The following is a 16443-nucleotide window of genomic DNA, read 5'->3' as shown; positions in this document are numbered from 1 at the left end:
TTTCTACCCTCCGCCGCCTCCCGGCAGCCGGCTATCGCCTTCGGTATGCCTTATATATGCTATTTTCTGCGGTCTATCAAAGACAGTACCAATTCCCTCAAAAATTCATTCTCCGCCTTCAGCCTGTCTAACCCTGCAATTGCATCTTTCGAAATGCGCTCCACGTCTTTCCCTGCCTGCTCCAGCCCCATCAAAGTTACATACGTAGTCTTTTCATTCTTTTCATCGCTCCGCACGGGCTTTCCAAGCTCTTCCACTGTACTTGTCACATCCAGGATATCGTCCTGTATCTGGAATGCCATCCCCACTGCCGACGCAATCTGTTCTACCGCCTGTACATCCGTATCACCTGCTCCGGCCAGAATTGCCCCAATCATCATAGACGCCTCAATCAGCGCTCCCGTTTTTAATCGGTAAATAAAGTCAAGTTCTTCTTCCGACAGGCTTTTTCCCGCCATTTCCACATCTCTGCACTGACCTCCCAGCATCCCATAAACGCCTGTTTTTCCAGTCAGAACAGCAAACGCCTGTCCGATGGCCGGATTCCCCGGCTCTATGGAAAATGCCCTGGATGCTGTCTCATAAGCATAGTTCAGCAGACCATCTCCTGCCAAGACTCCCATAGCCTCTCCATATTTCATCCAGGTCGTCTCCTGTCCTCTGCGGTACTCATCATTATCCATCGCCGGAAGGTCGTCATGAACCAGCGAATGGGTATGTATCATCTCCATAGCGGCCATAAACGGCTCTATCATATCAGAACCCCCGCCAAACATCCGGTAAGTCTCCAGCATCAACATAGGACGCAGCCTTTTTCCCCCTGCCCTCACACTGTAATTCATCGCTTCCAGCACTGTCTTTTGGAATCCCTCTTCCTTTGGCAGATATTTCTCAATAATCTCCTGAACTTCCTGCGTGTGCCTTCCCAGCTCTTCTTTAAAATTCATAAGCTTCTCCGTTTTCATTCAAAATCAGCACTTTCTTCTCAACAGCATCTATCTTCTCACTGCATTTCTTCACCAGCCCCATGCCTTCCTGATACTTCTGAAAAGACTCCTCCAGCGTAATCTCACGCCCTTCCAGAGCCTCCACAATCGCATCCAGTGCAAGAAACGCCTCGTCAATTGTCATTTCTTCCCTGTTTTCTTCCATCCTGCCCCTCCCGGTCTCTAATCTTCCAGCTCTTACTATTCACTGCGCTTACCATAACGTTCCGATACCTTCACTGTCATCCTGATTCCTATCCGCTGACTGCTCCACCCGTGCCGTCACACTGCCATCCTGCACAAAAATCCGAACCAGGCTTCCTGACGGCATCTGGGACACCGATGTGATTTTCCTCTTCTCTGAATCTGCCACATAAGCATAGCCCTGGTTCAGCCGTTCCAGCGGGGACAGTCCGCCAAGCTTCTCAATATACAGCGCCAGGCTGTGGCGTTTCTGACGGATTTGCTCCGCCATCAATTCCTGCAGCCTGTCCTCCTTCTCAGCAAGCATCTGCCGCTTCTCCCGAATTTGATTCTGCGGGCTAAGGTAAGACAGCCGCGTCCTGCTATTCGCCAGCCGCGCTCTCTGCTGCTGTACCTGGTCTGCCATACGCCGCCCCAGCTGCATTCGGTACTGCAAAAGCCGCTCCTGTACCAGACGTACATCTTCCACCGCCAGCTCTGCCGCCGCGGATGGGGTCGGAGCGCGTAAATCCGCCACAAAGTCTGCAATCGTCACATCCGTCTCATGTCCGATCGCTGAAATAACCGGAGTCTCACACTCAAAAAGCGCCCTTGCGACTTTCTCCTCGTTAAACGCCCACAAATCCTCAATAGAACCGCCGCCTCTCCCGACAATCATCGTATCCACACCATACTCGTCCAGCATCCGGATGCCGCGCACGATGCTGTCCGCGGCTCCCTCCCCCTGTACCAGCGCAGGATAGAGAATAATCTGTACATAGGGGTTCCGCCTTCCGGCTACGTTTATGATATCCCGGACTGCCGCGCCTGTCGGCGCTGTGACTACCCCCAGCCTTTTGATATATTTCGGAATCGGCTGTTTATATTCCGGCGCGAACATGCCCATCTCTTCCAGCTCCTGCTTCAAAGCTTCAAACTTCTCATACAGAAGCCCCGCGCCATCCAGAATGATTTCGTTTGCGTAAAGCTGATATTTCCCGTCACGCTCAAATACATTTACGCTTCCCAGCACAACCACCTGCTGTCCGTTCTGCATACGGAACGGCAGCCCTTTTCGCATTCCCGCAAACATGACGCACGCAATACTGCCTGTATCATCTTTCAGCGAAAAATAAATATGCCCTGAGGTATGGTATTTGCAGTTGGAAACTTCGCCTTTCACATAGATGCGTTTCAGCACAAAATCCTGCGTAAACATATTTTTGATGTAAGTGTTAATCTGCCCTACGGAATATGTTCTATTCTGTATCATTCCCCATCCTCTTCATCAGTTTTGCCAGAATCCCGTTAATAAATGCGGGCGATTCATCGCCGCCAAAGGTTTTTCCCAGCTCAACGGCTTCATTAATCGCCACCCTCGCCGGGATATCCTCATCACATGTAATCTCATACGCCGCCAGACGCAGAATCGTCAGCTCTGCCTTTCCCATCCTTGCTGTTTTCCATCCTTCTGCCGCTTCATTTAAAGCAGCGTCAAGCTCCGGAACCTTTTCTATCATGTTCTCCAGCTTCTCCAGGATATACGCATGGTTTTTTTCTGAAATTCCTTCCACTTCGTCAAAATAGAGCGCCGCCTGTTCTTTCAGCTCTTCCCCTTCATGGAATTCCACCATAAAAAGCAGCCTGAAAATATGTTCCCTCACTTCATGTCTTGTCATTCTTCTTCCCTCCATAGCCTGGCGCACGGACTCTTTGCCGCTGCCACCAGGCGGCTTTTCCTTTTATAAAAGGGATGCCTGAAAACCAGACATCCCTCTTAACTTTGTGTAATCTTACTTACGTTTCTCCATACTTACGCTGGCAATCCGTATATTTACACTGGATACTTCCAATCCGGTCATGTTTTCAATGGACGCTTTTACTTTTTCCTGCACTTTCCGGCAGATTTTCGGAACGCTGTAGCCATACGCCACATTCAGCGCCACATCTACCTCCACCACGCCATCCTCCACGGCAACCTTGATGCCTTTGGAAAGATTCTTCATTCCCAGCTTGCCCACCAGCTCATTCGTAATGTTCCCGGCCATGCTCGCCACGCCTTCCACTTCTGTAGCCGCCAGCCCCGCGATGATTGCTACAACCTCATCCGCAATCTTAACCTGGCCGAAACTCTCTTCACTCTTTATTGTATAATTATCCTTATTTTCTTCTTTGCCCATGTAAAGACCTCCTCATTTCTGTGTGGATGCTTGTAATATTCTTATTATATGATACCAGGGCCAAAAGGTCATGCGTTTCATGCCCGCATGAAAAAGCATGACTTTGAGACCCGTAAAACACCGAAAAGCAGCCATTTTTGAAGGAAAAATGAGCGAATTTGAGGTGTTTTAGGATTTCGAGAGTGCGTAAGCACGGAGAAATCCTTATCATAGTTGGGGACAAAGGCTTTTGACCCCAACATCATTATATACCAAAATATAGGTGGTGGCAAATAAATTTTCAGGGGAAATTCTATACTTTACCTGCCGAATTCCGCCAGCTCCAATCCCTCGTTCCTGTCCAAAGTCATTCCAATGCTCCAGGAATTTACCCAAAGCAGCAATGGATTGCCTTTGAGGTCTTTTACTTTTTTCATATCTGACGTTCCCACCAGCTTATTCAAGTCAATATCTTTATTCTCTATCCAGCGGATATGCTCATATGGCAGGTTTTCCAGAATAATATCTACATTATATTCATTCTCCAGGCGGTATTTCAGCACCTCGAACTGTAGCACGCCTACCACGCCCACGATAATCTCTTCCATTCCGGTATTGAATTCCTGGAAAATCTGAATAGCGCCCTCCTGCGCAATCTGATTAATTCCCTTGATAAACTGCTTCCTCTTCATGGTGTCCACCTGGCGCACCCTCGCAAAATGCTCTGGGGCAAACGTCGGAATCCCCTCATAAGAAAATTTCTTTCCAGGCATACAAATCGTATCTCCGATAGAAAAAATCCCCGGATCAAACACACCAATAATATCCCCGGCATATGCATGATCCACAATATGGCGCTCCTGAGCCATCATCTGCTGAGGCTGGGACAGACGCTGCTTTCTGTCTCCCTGCACATGGTAAACTTCCATTCCTGCATCAAACTCGCCCGAGCAGATACGCATAAACGCAATCCTGTCACGGTGCGCCTTATTCATATTCGCCTGTATCTTAAACACAAACGCGGAAAAACTCTCCTCCATAGGGTCTACAACGCCGATATCCGCCATTCTCGGCAACGGTGAAGTCGTCATCGACAAGAAATGTTTCAGAAAAATCTCCACGCCGAAATTCGTCAAAGCCGAACCAAAAAATACCGGAGACAGTTCGCCCTTGCTTACAAGCTCCTGATCAAACTCTGCGCTCGCGCCGTCCAGAAGTTCTATCTCATCCATAAGCTGGCTCTTCTGCTCCTCACTCACAATCTCATCGATTTCCGGTGAATCCAGCGGAATTTCCCTGGCTTCCCCTTCCTTCGTCCCTTTCTCCGTATCTGCAAATACCGTAATCTTCCCGCTGCCCCGCTCGTACACGCCCTTAAAACTTTTCCCTGAACCAATCGGCCAGTTAATCGGACAAGTAGCAATCCCCAGCTCCTTCTCAATATCATCCAGAAGCTCAAACGTATCATTCGCATCACGATCCATCTTATTGATAAACGTAAAAATCGGGATATGGCGCATCACACACACCTTGAACAGCTTCCGTGTCTGCGCCTCCACCCCTTTCGAAGCATCGATCACCATCACCGCCGAATCAGCCGCCATCAGCGTACGGTAGGTATCCTCCGAGAAGTCCTGATGTCCCGGCGTATCCAGAATATTGATGCAGTATCCGTCATAATTAAACTGTAAAACAGAAGAGGTGACCGAAATTCCCCTCTCCTTCTCAATCTCCATCCAGTCCGACACCGCATGTCTCGCCGTCGCCTTTCCCTTCACAGACCCCGCCAGGTTAATCGCCCCTCCGTAGAGCAGAAACTTCTCCGTCAGGGTCGTCTTACCTGCATCCGGATGGGAAATAATCGCAAATGTACGGCGTTTCTCTATTTCTTTCCTTATATCAGTCACGGTAAATCCTCCAAATATTTTAAAATTCCTGTTGCTGCGTACGCTCAATTTTAACAAGCGTGGGAGGAGATGTCAACTGGTGGGTTCTTCGCAATTTAAAATTTCTATCCTTTCATCCCTTTAAAAATGCCTTCCTATTTTCCCTCAAATAAAAGGCTCAACCATTTATTTTTATTTATAATGTAGTGAAATAAACATGACAAACACAACACTATAATTACTCCCCAAAAAATTGAATAATTTTCTCCCATAAAACGTTTCACTATTTGTCCGATAATTAAAACATGAAGATACATCACTGACATAGTGGCCCTCCCAATATATGCCACCACAGAGGAAACGCCTTTCATCTTCGCCAATATCAAAGATATTTCCAATAAAATTATACCTGCTACAACCGGAAATAACAAAGGAAACACAAAATTCGGGTATAAGCTATATTTCATATCCATACGGTAATCAAACTTCCCCTCCCAGTATGCATATGCAAACACTATAAAAATAATAATTGAAGCACCCGTGAGCAACATTCTCTTCCCTACAAACCCTTCTCTCATCCAATTTGTAATTTGTTCTTTTCCGTAATATCCCATTGCCAGGTATCCTATTGCCAGCGGCACGACATCTACATTCCATGGAAATTTCATCCAATCAGGCATTAATACGTAATCTGATGGAATCATTAAAATAGATTCTAAAATTGCCGAACAATAACACCCTGCATAAATCATAATTTTTATTTTAGAGGAAGATATATGTAATTCAATGACTGACATAAACAATTCTGCCAAAAATAAAACTATCACAAACCAATATACCCCACCCTGTCGCTTCCCTCCCCATACAAACGCTGCAAAACTTCCCGCTGTAAGGTTTCCATCTATAAATGTACATAATACCCAAAAGAACAAGCATGGAATCAAAAGTCTTTTTGCCTTTTTTATTGCCCAATTTTTCCATTCACTTTTCCTTGGCAAATGCAGCAAATATCCACTCAAATAAAAAAACACTGGCATATGGAACCAAAAAATTATTTTAATAATTCGCGTATCTACATTCGCGTGCCCTATCACTACTAAAATAATCAATAGTGCCTTACATATATCCAGTTCTTTCGAACGCTGTTTTAACACATTTAGCCTTCCATTTTCATCCTTCATCTCTTCTTTTTCTCCTGTACAAAGCATCTTTTTTCCAGCCACCAAATCCCATAAGCAAGTACTAAAACAATCGGTATGCTCAATACAATATTCAGATACGGATTCATATCTCCCCCACTCAATGAAATCACCATTTGCTGTACCGGAAAAGCTGTCAAATACATCGCATAAGAAAGATTTCCTATTTGGGAGCTTCGATACAGAACCTGCTTTGTCCCAATCAAGAATGTAACAATGATTACCGGCAGAAACAAGATATTCCCCCAGAAAGAAAGTTTCATCCAGCTAAATAGGAACCACCCAATAACAGCCATCATACCAAACCTGATATCTAAAACCAGCTTATCTTTGTTTATATAATACCAAACTCCCATAAAAAAACAGATAACCGCCTGCGCCGCTGATAAAATTACAGAACTGGAAGCTTTGCATCCTATCCCATAAGAAACAATACTTATTATCAAAAGCCCCACTCCAAAAACGATGTTCTTTTCCAAAAATCTAGTTTTATATAACACATAAAGGAATAAATAACATAAGAATTCGACCGGAAGTGTCCACAAAGAGCCATTAACTGTTGAAAGAAGATTTCCCCTCTCAAAGACACCTGGGAGATTATGCACTGGAATCAAACAGATATTTAACAGATATTTCCATGTATTTATATTTCCAAAATATGCGCCGCCCCCTAAAGTGCTCATACATGGTCCCAAAAAGAATACACTCGCGAGAATCACCACTGCCAGGGGCGGGATAATTCTTCTGATTCTTGAAAAAATATACTTTCTCCCACTTAATTTCTTAACTGTCAATGACTTCGTAACATACAGACCGCTGACAAAAAAGAAAAAGCTCACTGCAAGGCTTCCCCACGTTACGCCTGTCAGCTGATACAGCAAATCCATGCTTCCATCCGCCAGCGTATGCGCATGGGCAACTAAAACGCCGATTGCCGCCAAAAAACGAACCATATTAATATTCGTACTTCTTCCTTCTATTTTTTCATCCAATGTTCTCTTTTTTACAACAGCGTTTTCTGTTTTCAAATCTCTACCCTTTCTTCTCTTCACTTAAAACAGCTCTCTCTATTTCCCCACTGCCTTTTTCCTGCTTTATTTCCTCCAAAGCCACAATCTGCGCCAGTCTCCGTACTCGTGCTGTAACTCGTGATAATGCCACAGTTAAAGAAAAGATAATAATCAGCGAGAATACAAATCCCAAAAAGAAAATCATGTTGACCGGAGAATAAATCCCTAAAAAGTTTGAAAAGCCTACCATAAGTCCCGGCACCGCCGTAAAAACCAGCAATACAATATCGCACAGCAGCCACCCGAGGACATATTTCAATTCCAGTTCTCTCTTCCTGAGCATATTAATAATCATAAGCAATCCGCAAATCAGGACTGCCGCAATCAAGATTCTTACTTTTATTGTCATCTTGCATCCTCCTAACGTAAACGCTCAATCAAGATTGCCAGGCTCACTTTAATCATATAGTAACCTGATTTCTTTAATGAGATAGATGAAACTCCAGCCTCTCTTTCGTGCATAACAACCGGTATCTCTTTAATCCGGCATTTATAACGAAGTAGCCGCGCCACGCTCTCCGGTTCCGGATAATCTCTGGGATAATCTTTTATAAACAATTTCATCACTTTTCTATTACACATCCGCATTCCAGAAGTTGCATCTGTAATTTTCTGCCCAAATAGCAGTTTTGTCAAAAAAGCAAAGTAACGGATTCCTACTCTTCGAAGCCCTGATGACTGAAATCCTTCTTTTGTGATAAATCTGGAGCCTATTACCATATCGTTCTGCTCCTTCTCCAAAACTTTACTCATCGCTTCCAGATAAACGGCATCATGCTGTCCATCTCCATCAAACTGAACCGCGATATCATACTTATACTTATATGCATATAAGTATCCCGTCTGTACTGCGCCTCCAATACCGAGGTTGATGGGAAGATTCAGCACCTTCAAGCCATGCTCCCGACAAATATCCATCGTATTATCCTTTGAACAGTCATTAATGATAATGTAATCAAAATCCGGAGCTTTTTTCTGTAAATCCGTTACTGTTTTCACGATACTGTCCTGCTCATTATAAGCGGGTATAATTGCTATTTTTTTCATCTTCAATCCCTTTTTCTGCTGTTAAGTCATATTGTTTGATTTTTGCCCCTTTGCGTATTGACGATTTAATACTTTCGCAAACCATTTCGGCCAGAATTTACAATACATCTCATACTCTTCTGCACTTCTGGCATTATCACCGATAATCGCTGATGTTTCTGAATCTTCATGAATCCGATGACACATCAATGCTTTCCTGTCATAGACAAACGCGCCTTTTCTTCTGGAAATCATCTCCCATGCTTCCCAATCTTCACAGCTCCGGAATCCATCTTTAAAAATGACCTCAGGAAGGTTTTTCTTCACGTACATGACTGACGGACAGCAAATAGGGGAACCAAAAGACAAAATCCTCCGCCTTACAAAACAACTGTTCTGAAAAAAGCGAATTCGAAGAGGAGCCAGCATTATTCTTTTTACCTTCAATAATGTATTTCTTTTTACAATATTACCGTTTCGCATTTCATAATAATCGCTAAAGAAAATCAGAGGCTTCTTAAAACCCCGCACTGCTCTAAAAGCTCTTTCTAAATAATTTTTTCGATAAACATCATCCTGATGGGCAATCGTTACATACTCTGTCTTTGCGCATTGGTAACCAAAATTCCAGTCCTGAGTAATCCCTTTTGGTCCTTCATTGATAAAAAGCGGAATCTTATACTTGTCTGCCAACTGTGTAATGTGATGATTCGGCGTAGAAGTAACCATAATAATATTACTTTTCATAGTCTGTCTCTTCAAGGACTTAACACATTCCTCTAAAAAAGCGCTTTCCTTATATGCACAAATAACAAAGGTATGTTTTTCTGTTTTCATATGACGCTCCTGTTCCCTGCATGATTCTAATCTTTCAAAATTTTATGATAAAGCTCAACTGATAACTCCTGCATATGTTCCCATGTGTTCTTCACTGCGTGCTCTGCCATTTTTCTCCGGTCTATCTGCCGCTTTCCTTCTAAATATTCCACTGCAATGTCCGCCAGTTTTTCAGCAATCTCTTTTTCTGTCCCAATAACCGCCGTTCCGTATCCGTCCATCGCTTCCAAGATTCCTCCTACATTACAGCCTACCGGAATGACTCCACATGACTGCGCTTCCTTAATCGCACAGGAATACCCTTCATTTCTGCTCGGTACAATTAAAAGAGCCGATTTAGCATACTCCTCTGCCAGCCTTTCCTGCGAAATTTGCCCGGTAAATACTACCGGAAGCCCTTGCATCTTTTGTTCCAGCTCGCTGCGCAAGCTTCCATCCCCTATGACCCGGAATTCTGCTCCCGGATACTTTTCATATATTCTGTGAAATATTTTCGGCAGTCTGTCAGCGCCCTTAACAGGCAGCAGATTTCCCACAAAAGAAATCACGGCTCTCTTTTCTGTATCCGTCGGTAAAATTTTTCCGAAAATCTCCCCATCAATCCCATTATAAATCACTGCTGCGTTCTTCCCTGAATACCCCAGCTCCTTTGCATGTTTCAGTAACGCTTCACTTACAAACTCTACGGCTGCTGCGTTTTCCAGAACCTGCACCATCGCTTTTTGGATTCTCGGTTCTGCCATCGTAATATTAATTTCACTCCCATGGCAGGTAATGACATAAGGAATCTCTCTTTTTTGACAGAATTTCTGTACTCCTATTCCTACAGGCCATACCCAGTGCAGATGAATAATGTCTGCTCTTTTTCCACCTTTGCTGTCTCGCTCCAGCATTTTCGTAATCCTATGTTCATAAAAACAGGGCAAAAAACTTGCTGCTGCCATACTTACAAATCCCATTTTTGACATCCGCAGCTGATACTCAATATCCAACTGATAGCAAACTGGTTTTGACTGAGGCGGTATATGCCTAATTATAGAGAGGTATTTCTGCACTGTTTTCGAATACTCCACCCCATAAATATATGGAAATACCTGTATTCCTTTTTTCTGTAATGCCTGTATTCTCTTTGTCACAAAAATACCGCCCATTGGGACATTTTCCCTTGGAACAAAACCATTAATATATAAAATTCTCATGCTATTTTCCATAAATATTTATATAGTTTCTAGTATAATCTACAACCTGCATGATATCTTCCTGTTTCATATAAGGGTGTATCGGTAATGCCAGTACTCTGTCACATAATTCTGTTGTATTCGGAAAATCCTTTTCATCCTGTCTGACATCCTCAAATGCCTTTTGGCTATGCATAGGCTTCGGATAATAAACCATGCTCGGAATTCCGTTTTCTTTTAAATACGCCTGTAATCCTTCCCTTACTTTTTGGTTCTTAAGCTGTATTGTATACTGTGCCCAGCTTGAATAGTATCCTTCGGGAACGACTGGGGTTTTCACCACATCTTTTAAAAGTTTGGTATATTCCTGCGCCGCTGCATTAACATTCTCAAGTTCATACTGTTCAAATGCTTTCAATTTGACTTGCAACACCGCCGCCTGGATCGTATCAAGCCTCGAATTCATGCCAATGCGCACATTATCATATTTACATTCCCCTTTTCCATGAATCCGGATGGAACGGATAACATCCGCCGCCAAATCATCATCCGTAAAAACTGCCCCGCCATCCCCATAGCATCCAAGGGGCTTTGCCGGGAAAAAGGAAGTCGTAGAAATATCCCCAAAGCTGCATGCCCTCTTCCCATTCAGGCTTCCCCCAAATCCCTGGGCGCCGTCCTCCAAAAGCTTCAATCCATATTTATCTGTAATCGCCCGGATCCTGCCATAATCCGCAGGCTGCCCAAACAAATCCACCGCTATCACTGCTTTCGGCACAGCCTTTCCTTGGGCAAGCGTCTTTTTTATCGCCTGCTCCAAACTATCTGGATTCATATTAAAAGTTTCTTTATCCACATCCACAAAAACCGGAAGCGCTCCCTCAAAGGAAACCACCTCGCCCGTAGAAAAAAATGTGAAATCCGGTACGAATACCGCATCTCCTTCGTTTATCCCCCAAGCCATTAATGCCAGTGTCAGAGCATCGGTTCCATTTGCACAGGCAATACAGTGTTTTACTCCCACGTATTCTGCCAGGCTCTTCTCCAACTCTGTCACCTGTTTTCCACTGATAAAATTACTATCTGTGATTACCTGACTGACTGCCTGGTCAATCTCCGATTTCAACGCCTGATACTGCGCTTTTAAATCACGAAACTGCATATCCCTACCTTCTCTCTGCTAATCCATCTTCGCTTTCTTCATAATGCCTGCCGCATTCACCGCAGACAAATCCTTCTTTCAACTGCGCACCGCATTCGCATACCCAGCCATAATGCCGTGCCGGGACGCCCGCCACCAATTCATGTGTTTTGACGTCCCTTGTTACAACAGCTCCTGCCGCAACCATCGCCCATGCCCCAACCGTATGCCCACATACCACCGTGGCATTTGCGCCTATTGTAGCTCCAGTCTGTAAAAGCGTCCTCCTGTATCCCGCACTTCCCTTTGGATATTTCGCACGGGGCGTCAAATCATTCGTAAACACCATAGACGGCCCACAGAAGACATAATCTTCCAGCTCCACTCCTTCATAGATGGATACATTATTCTGTACTTTTACACCATTTCCGATTTTTACATCATTTGAAACATTGACATTCTGCCCGAAGGAACAGTTTTCCCCGATTCTGGCGCCCTTCTGAATGTGACAAAAATGCCAGACTTTCGTCCCTTCGCCAATCACTACATCTTCATCTATATAACTGCTTTCATGAACAAAATAATCACCCATCAAATTCTCCCTGCATATCCAGCGCCGCAAAACCCTCAAGCGGCAGCTTTACCGGCATTCCCGTTTTCTGACTTTTATATATCGCCAAAATCATCTCCAGTGCATTTTTGCCTGCATATGCGTCTACATAAGGCGCCCTGTCATTTTGGATTGCATCAATCACATCGGCATACAGGCTGGTATGACCGTTTCCATAAACATTGCTGGTCTGCTCCTCAAGTCCTTTATTCCTCTGGTCTGCGTCACTCTCATCCGCGAAATTCCACACATCAATATTGTTTGTAGACTTTCCGCCTATCTTAACTGTACCATTTTCCCCAAAAAGATACAAGGTTTCTTCCAGATTCTGCGGATAAACATTTGTCGTTCCCTCAATCGTACCAATCGCACCATTTTTAAATTTCACGACCGCCATACCAATATCTTCCGCCTCCAGATAAGGATGTAACTGTTGTCTTGTAGCTCCGTAAACTTCCTCTACCTCGTTTCCCATCATCCACCGCAGCAAATCGATTCCATGAATGCACTGGTTCATCAAAGCGCCGCCATCCTGCGCCCATGTTCCACGCCACGGCGCCTGCTCATAATATGCCTTTCCCCTATTCCATCTTACATGGATGGAACCGTGGGATATCTTTCCGAATCTTCCCTGTTCCAAGGCTTTTCTCATTTCCTGAACTGCCACATTAAAACGGTTCTGATGACAGGCGGATACTTTTACGCCCTTTTCCTCTGAACGTCGGACGATTTCATTCGCGTCGCTCATATTCATCGCCATCGGCTTTTCGATAATCACATGGATTCCATGATCAATGCAGTAAAGCGCTATCTCTGCATGAAGCCCGCTTTCCGTGGCAATTCCCACAAGCTCCGGCCTAATTTCCTTTATCATCCTTTTGTAGTCTGTGTATCTCTTAATTGAAGAATCATTTTGAAGTCCGTTTTTCTCCAAAACCGCTTCCATATGCTCCGGCACAATATCACATACAGCCGCAAATTCCAGTTTGTTATTAATAACGGCTTTCACATGATTTGTAGAAATACGTCCACAGCCAATTAATGCATATTTCATTTCTATCCTACCTCCATTATCTTTCTATTCACAAAAAGCAATCTGCCACTGGTTTCATCACTACATCCATATCACATAATTTTCGTGCGTGCTCCCGTATTTCTCCTGCAATACTGTTTAAATCCTTTCCTGTATAAAGGCTATCATAAAACTCAATCACTTTTTCCATATCAATCGGCATTTCGTTTCCTTCAACTTTATAAATATATGGATAATCCTGAATACAAAATATATCAATGTCAACCGCAGTAAGCATCGGAAGCCCTTTCGCTGCATATTCTCTGCTTTTTAAAGAACTTGACATTTTCAAGCCTTTTCTATGTGCCCCCAGACACTCCACCGCAAGTGTACATCGATTATAAATCTCGTCCAATTGTTCTCCATACAATGCCCCACAAAATGTTACTTTATCCTGAATCCCATATTTTCCCACAAGACTCTGATACAATTTCAATTCCTCTCCCTCGCCTACCATATAAAAATGAATCTTTCTTGTTCCTCCCTGTTTATAATACCTCCCTATTCCCTCCAATAATCTGTCATAGCCATGCCATCTTGCCAAATCTGCTACCGCAATCACATTGATGCCATCCTCCCCTATTTCCGGATGCTGTGCTATTGATATTTTCCCAAAATCTACACCATTAATCACCCGAAATGCCTCTATTCCATATATTTCTTTGTCGTACGAGTATGTTGCAATCTGAGATACATACGGCTTCATACGTTTCCTATAAAGCTTATCCAACAGCAAAACAATTCTGTTTTCAAGCGAATCTACCATTTCTGCATCATACGGATATGTCGGAATTTCAATTATAACTTTTGTATGTGCTTTTGCCAGCACTTTTAATAGCTTATGAAACTCTCCATCTGCAAATACATACCGGATATAACATCCGCTATAATGGACTTTTTGCAAATATTTAGATAAAAAATGGCTTGCCTGAACCTTATAAGGACGCTTCATCCCTGACACCAACACAATTTGTTTCCCATTGTTCTTTTCAAGTATTAGCTGACTGTCATTTTTTCGATAAACGGCATCCACGCAAAAACTTTTTCTAAGTGTTTCAATTTGGTTTCGTATCTTTTTGTTAATACCCAAAAGCGGATTTGTCATATCCCTTGCCGTATAATACAAAATTTTATTCATATCTTCACACCTTTCCCGCCAACATAAGAAAACGCATCACCAACTCACTGCTGATTCCCGGACGCCAGCGCTTCGGATAAAAGGCTTTCCGCAGCCTGATTTTCCACGGATACTTGTCATCCTCAAAGAGTCCTGCCATCTTTCTTTTTTTTGGGCTCAACTGATTCTTATAAATCCTGATATATTCACGGTTACGCTCCGCCACATCCCCATCGTTGCGAAGTACAGCCAGGCACCACTTTATTTTCCTTTCCAATGATATTTTCGTCACGCTGGAATCCAACCTCCGATACCTCGCATATATTTTATGGTTCACATGCACCTTTCCGAATCCTAAGCCAATTGCACCTGCCAGCCAGTCATGGGAACGCACCTTGTATGGATCGCATTTTAACATTTCTTCCCGAAGCCGCCTATTGATTACCATTGAGAATCCTACGCCAAAGGTTCCAGTCATTGCCCTTCGAAAGCATAGACTTCCTTTTGGGGGAGCCTGGATTCCCAAGCTTTTCCCTGTTTCATCAAACATCTCACTTAAACTATAATACAAAAGCGGCTGTTCCTGTCGCTGACTATCCAGCCATTTCACGGCGGACTTAAGCTTTCCAGGAAACCAAATATCATCCTGATCACAAAATGACCAGTAATCCCCTTCTTCTGCTGCTGCAAGCACTTCAAAGAAACTGGCCGAAAAACCTTTGTTTTCCCCTTCTATCACATGGACTCCGTGCTTCTCATATTCTTTTAAAATCTTAACAGTGCCATCGTTAGAGCCATCATCCCTTACATAAATTTCAAATTTTTCATATTCCTGTTTCAGAAGGCTGTCCAACTGCTCCCTGATATATCTTTCTCCATTATAGGCAGACATCACAATATTAACTCTTGAACTCATAGAATGATCTCCTATACCATATATTTAAAAAAGGAAATGCGGTCAAAAAGCTGAAATATCCTGCATACAGGCAGTTCTTGGTTCAGATAAGCCACCAAAACCTTTATTTTATGAAAAAGCGGAACCTCCTGTCCGACAAATACCGGTTTCACTCTTTTTCTGGCTTTCTTCCATCTTGTGAGAAGAATACGTCCTTCCCTCTCTTTTCTTTCCCTCACAGATTTAGAGCCATAAAACTGCCGCATGGAAGAAAACTTCATACCCAGTACAAAGTTATCCACGTTTCCTGTATATCCCGCTTTTTTCAGATAACGCAAAGCGTCTAACATATCCCGATACACATCCACCGCTTTTTTTACAGTGTAATTCGTAGATAAAGTCCCCATCTCACGAATGTAGCAGTACAGGCTTTCCGGAACAAGAACAACCTTCTGCACCACACTGAAAATTCCTGCGCTAGTCGGCAGGTCTTCTGCGTACCGATAATTTTCCGGAAACCAAATATTTCTCTCAGTAAAAACAGACCTGCCAACCAGTTTAAAGCATACACTGTTCAAAGAAAGGTACGTATAATTCAAAAACCAGTCTAAAATCTGCCCGCTGCTGTAGGCTGTCCTCTCTCCACACGGAAACTCTGTCTCCCCAAGAAATTTTTCTTTTCCATCCGGCAAAAAGCAGATATTCTTTTCCTGGCAGACTGCCACCTCTGCATTTTCCGCTCTGGCAGCTTCCAACATCGTTTCATACATATGCTTTTCCACATAATCATCCGAATCCACAAATCCCAGATACTCTCCGCAGCTCTCACGGATTCCTGCATTCCTTGCCGCCCCAAGCCCTCTGTTTTCCTGTACAAGCAGACGAATTCTGGGATCCGATTTCTGGCATTCTTTTACTACTTCGGCTCCACCGTCTGTAGACCCGTCGTCCACTACCACAATCTCAATATTTTTCAGTGTCTGTCTCATCAGGCTGTCCAGACATCGTCCAATCGTCTTTTTTCGATTATAAAGCGGTACAATAATACTGACTGCTATCTGTCCATCCATATCCATCACCTGTA

General features: G+C 43.7%; 18 protein-coding genes. All 18 read right to left on the bottom strand.

Annotated features, from left to right (window positions below):
• Positions 1-59: 59 nt before the first annotated feature.
• Positions 60-947: a polyprenyl synthetase family protein gene (locus tag NFR99_RS04710; RefSeq protein WP_251352972.1), complete on the bottom strand. Its 888-nt coding sequence runs from the start codon at positions 945-947 to the stop codon at positions 60-62.
• A complete protein-coding gene (xseB, locus tag NFR99_RS04705; RefSeq protein WP_120481426.1) occupies positions 937-1152 on the bottom strand; it encodes an exodeoxyribonuclease VII small subunit in 216 nt (71 codons plus the stop codon). The genes NFR99_RS04710 and xseB overlap by 11 nt, the downstream gene beginning before the upstream one ends.
• A gap of 48 nt (positions 1153-1200) precedes the next feature.
• On the bottom strand, positions 1201-2442 hold the full coding sequence (xseA, locus tag NFR99_RS04700) for an exodeoxyribonuclease VII large subunit (protein WP_120481425.1): 1242 nt from the start codon (positions 2440-2442) through the stop codon (positions 1201-1203).
• Positions 2429-2848: a transcription antitermination factor NusB gene (gene nusB, locus NFR99_RS04695; protein ID WP_120481424.1), complete on the bottom strand. Its 420-nt coding sequence runs from the start codon at positions 2846-2848 to the stop codon at positions 2429-2431. Before nusB ends, xseA begins: the two co-directional genes overlap by 14 nt.
• A 114-nt stretch (positions 2849-2962) precedes the next feature.
• Positions 2963-3349, bottom strand: a complete 387-nt coding sequence (locus NFR99_RS04690) for an Asp23/Gls24 family envelope stress response protein (protein WP_120481423.1) — start codon at positions 3347-3349, stop codon at positions 2963-2965.
• Positions 3350-3648: 299 nt separating this feature from the next.
• Positions 3649-5235 carry a peptide chain release factor 3 gene (locus NFR99_RS04685; RefSeq protein ID WP_120481507.1) on the bottom strand — a complete coding sequence of 529 codons (1587 nt, stop codon included), beginning with the start codon at positions 5233-5235 and terminating at the stop codon, positions 3649-3651.
• A 134-nt stretch (positions 5236-5369) separates the two neighbouring features.
• Positions 5370-6395 carry an acyltransferase family protein gene (locus NFR99_RS04680; RefSeq protein ID WP_251352970.1) on the bottom strand — a complete coding sequence of 342 codons (1026 nt, stop codon included), beginning with the start codon at positions 6393-6395 and terminating at the stop codon, positions 5370-5372.
• A complete protein-coding gene (locus NFR99_RS04675) occupies positions 6392-7465 on the bottom strand; it encodes an acyltransferase family protein (RefSeq protein WP_251352968.1) in 1074 nt (357 codons plus the stop codon). The genes NFR99_RS04680 and NFR99_RS04675 overlap by 4 nt, the downstream gene beginning before the upstream one ends.
• Positions 7446-7832, bottom strand: a complete 387-nt coding sequence (locus NFR99_RS04670; protein ID WP_251352966.1) for a DUF2304 domain-containing protein — start codon at positions 7830-7832, stop codon at positions 7446-7448. The genes NFR99_RS04675 and NFR99_RS04670 overlap by 20 nt, the downstream gene beginning before the upstream one ends.
• A gap of 11 nt (positions 7833-7843) precedes the next feature.
• Complete coding sequence (locus NFR99_RS04665) at positions 7844-8530, bottom strand: glycosyltransferase family 2 protein (protein WP_251352964.1); 687 nt, start codon at positions 8528-8530, stop codon at positions 7844-7846.
• A gap of 21 nt (positions 8531-8551) precedes the next feature.
• Complete coding sequence (locus NFR99_RS04660; RefSeq protein WP_251352957.1) at positions 8552-9346, bottom strand: glycosyltransferase family 2 protein; 795 nt, start codon at positions 9344-9346, stop codon at positions 8552-8554.
• Between the two features lie 26 nt (positions 9347-9372).
• Positions 9373-10545, bottom strand: coding sequence for a glycosyltransferase (locus NFR99_RS04655; RefSeq protein WP_251352956.1), 1173 nt, complete (start codon positions 10543-10545; stop codon positions 9373-9375).
• A gap of 1 nt (position 10546) precedes the next feature.
• Positions 10547-11686, bottom strand: coding sequence for a DegT/DnrJ/EryC1/StrS family aminotransferase (locus tag NFR99_RS04650; RefSeq protein ID WP_251352953.1), 1140 nt, complete (start codon positions 11684-11686; stop codon positions 10547-10549).
• A 4-nt stretch (positions 11687-11690) separates the two neighbouring features.
• The gene (locus tag NFR99_RS04645; protein ID WP_251352951.1) at positions 11691-12257 is read right to left on the bottom strand and encodes an acyltransferase; all 567 of its coding nucleotides are present in this window, start codon (positions 12255-12257) and stop codon (positions 11691-11693) included.
• Positions 12250-13329 (bottom strand): Gfo/Idh/MocA family protein, encoded by a 1080-nt coding sequence (locus NFR99_RS04640; protein WP_251352949.1) that lies wholly within the window; start codon positions 13327-13329, stop codon positions 12250-12252. The genes NFR99_RS04645 and NFR99_RS04640 overlap by 8 nt, the downstream gene beginning before the upstream one ends.
• A gap of 28 nt (positions 13330-13357) precedes the next feature.
• Entirely contained in the window at positions 13358-14485 is a 1128-nt protein-coding gene (locus NFR99_RS04635) for a glycosyltransferase (protein ID WP_251352947.1), read from the bottom strand.
• 4 nt (positions 14486-14489) lie between these two features.
• A complete protein-coding gene (locus tag NFR99_RS04630) occupies positions 14490-15380 on the bottom strand; it encodes a glycosyltransferase (RefSeq protein WP_251352945.1) in 891 nt (296 codons plus the stop codon).
• 11 nt (positions 15381-15391) lie between these two features.
• Positions 15392-16435, bottom strand: coding sequence for a glycosyltransferase family 2 protein (locus NFR99_RS04625; RefSeq protein WP_251352943.1), 1044 nt, complete (start codon positions 16433-16435; stop codon positions 15392-15394).
• Between the last annotated feature and the right edge of the window lie 8 nt (positions 16436-16443).

The organism is Hominisplanchenecus murintestinalis (assembly GCF_943193015.1).
Lineage (GTDB): Bacteria > Bacillota > Clostridia > Lachnospirales > Lachnospiraceae > Hominisplanchenecus_A > Hominisplanchenecus_A murintestinalis.
This window is presented reverse-complemented; position numbering and strand designations above follow the sequence as displayed.

What these genes read in the sequence shown, in the direction of transcription:
- NFR99_RS04640 (WP_251352949.1), bottom strand. Translation starts at nt 13,329, where the DNA reads ATGAAATATGCATTAATTGGCTGTGGACGTATTTCTACAAATCATGTG.
- NFR99_RS04660 (WP_251352957.1), bottom strand. Translation starts at nt 9,346, where the DNA reads ATGAAAACAGAAAAACATACCTTTGTTATTTGTGCATATAAGGAAAGC.
- NFR99_RS04645 (WP_251352951.1), bottom strand. Translation starts at nt 12,257, where the DNA reads ATGGGTGATTATTTTGTTCATGAAAGCAGTTATATAGATGAAGATGTA.
- NFR99_RS04690 (WP_120481423.1), bottom strand. Translation starts at nt 3,349, where the DNA reads ATGGGCAAAGAAGAAAATAAGGATAATTATACAATAAAGAGTGAAGAG.
- NFR99_RS04635 (WP_251352947.1), bottom strand. Translation starts at nt 14,485, where the DNA reads ATGAATAAAATTTTGTATTATACGGCAAGGGATATGACAAATCCGCTT.
- NFR99_RS04655 (WP_251352956.1), bottom strand. Translation starts at nt 10,545, where the DNA reads ATGAGAATTTTATATATTAATGGTTTTGTTCCAAGGGAAAATGTCCCA.
- NFR99_RS04670 (WP_251352966.1), bottom strand. Translation starts at nt 7,832, where the DNA reads ATGACAATAAAAGTAAGAATCTTGATTGCGGCAGTCCTGATTTGCGGA.
- NFR99_RS04625 (WP_251352943.1), bottom strand. Translation starts at nt 16,435, where the DNA reads ATGGATATGGATGGACAGATAGCAGTCAGTATTATTGTACCGCTTTAT.
- NFR99_RS04665 (WP_251352964.1), bottom strand. Translation starts at nt 8,530, where the DNA reads ATGAAAAAAATAGCAATTATACCCGCTTATAATGAGCAGGACAGTATC.
- xseB (WP_120481426.1), bottom strand. Translation starts at nt 1,152, where the DNA reads ATGGAAGAAAACAGGGAAGAAATGACAATTGACGAGGCGTTTCTTGCA.
- nusB (WP_120481424.1), bottom strand. Translation starts at nt 2,848, where the DNA reads ATGACAAGACATGAAGTGAGGGAACATATTTTCAGGCTGCTTTTTATG.
- NFR99_RS04630 (WP_251352945.1), bottom strand. Translation starts at nt 15,380, where the DNA reads ATGAGTTCAAGAGTTAATATTGTGATGTCTGCCTATAATGGAGAAAGA.
- NFR99_RS04680 (WP_251352970.1), bottom strand. Translation starts at nt 6,395, where the DNA reads ATGAAGGATGAAAATGGAAGGCTAAATGTGTTAAAACAGCGTTCGAAA.
- NFR99_RS04710 (WP_251352972.1), bottom strand. Translation starts at nt 947, where the DNA reads ATGAATTTTAAAGAAGAGCTGGGAAGGCACACGCAGGAAGTTCAGGAG.
- xseA (WP_120481425.1), bottom strand. Translation starts at nt 2,442, where the DNA reads ATGATACAGAATAGAACATATTCCGTAGGGCAGATTAACACTTACATC.
- NFR99_RS04650 (WP_251352953.1), bottom strand. Translation starts at nt 11,686, where the DNA reads ATGCAGTTTCGTGATTTAAAAGCGCAGTATCAGGCGTTGAAATCGGAG.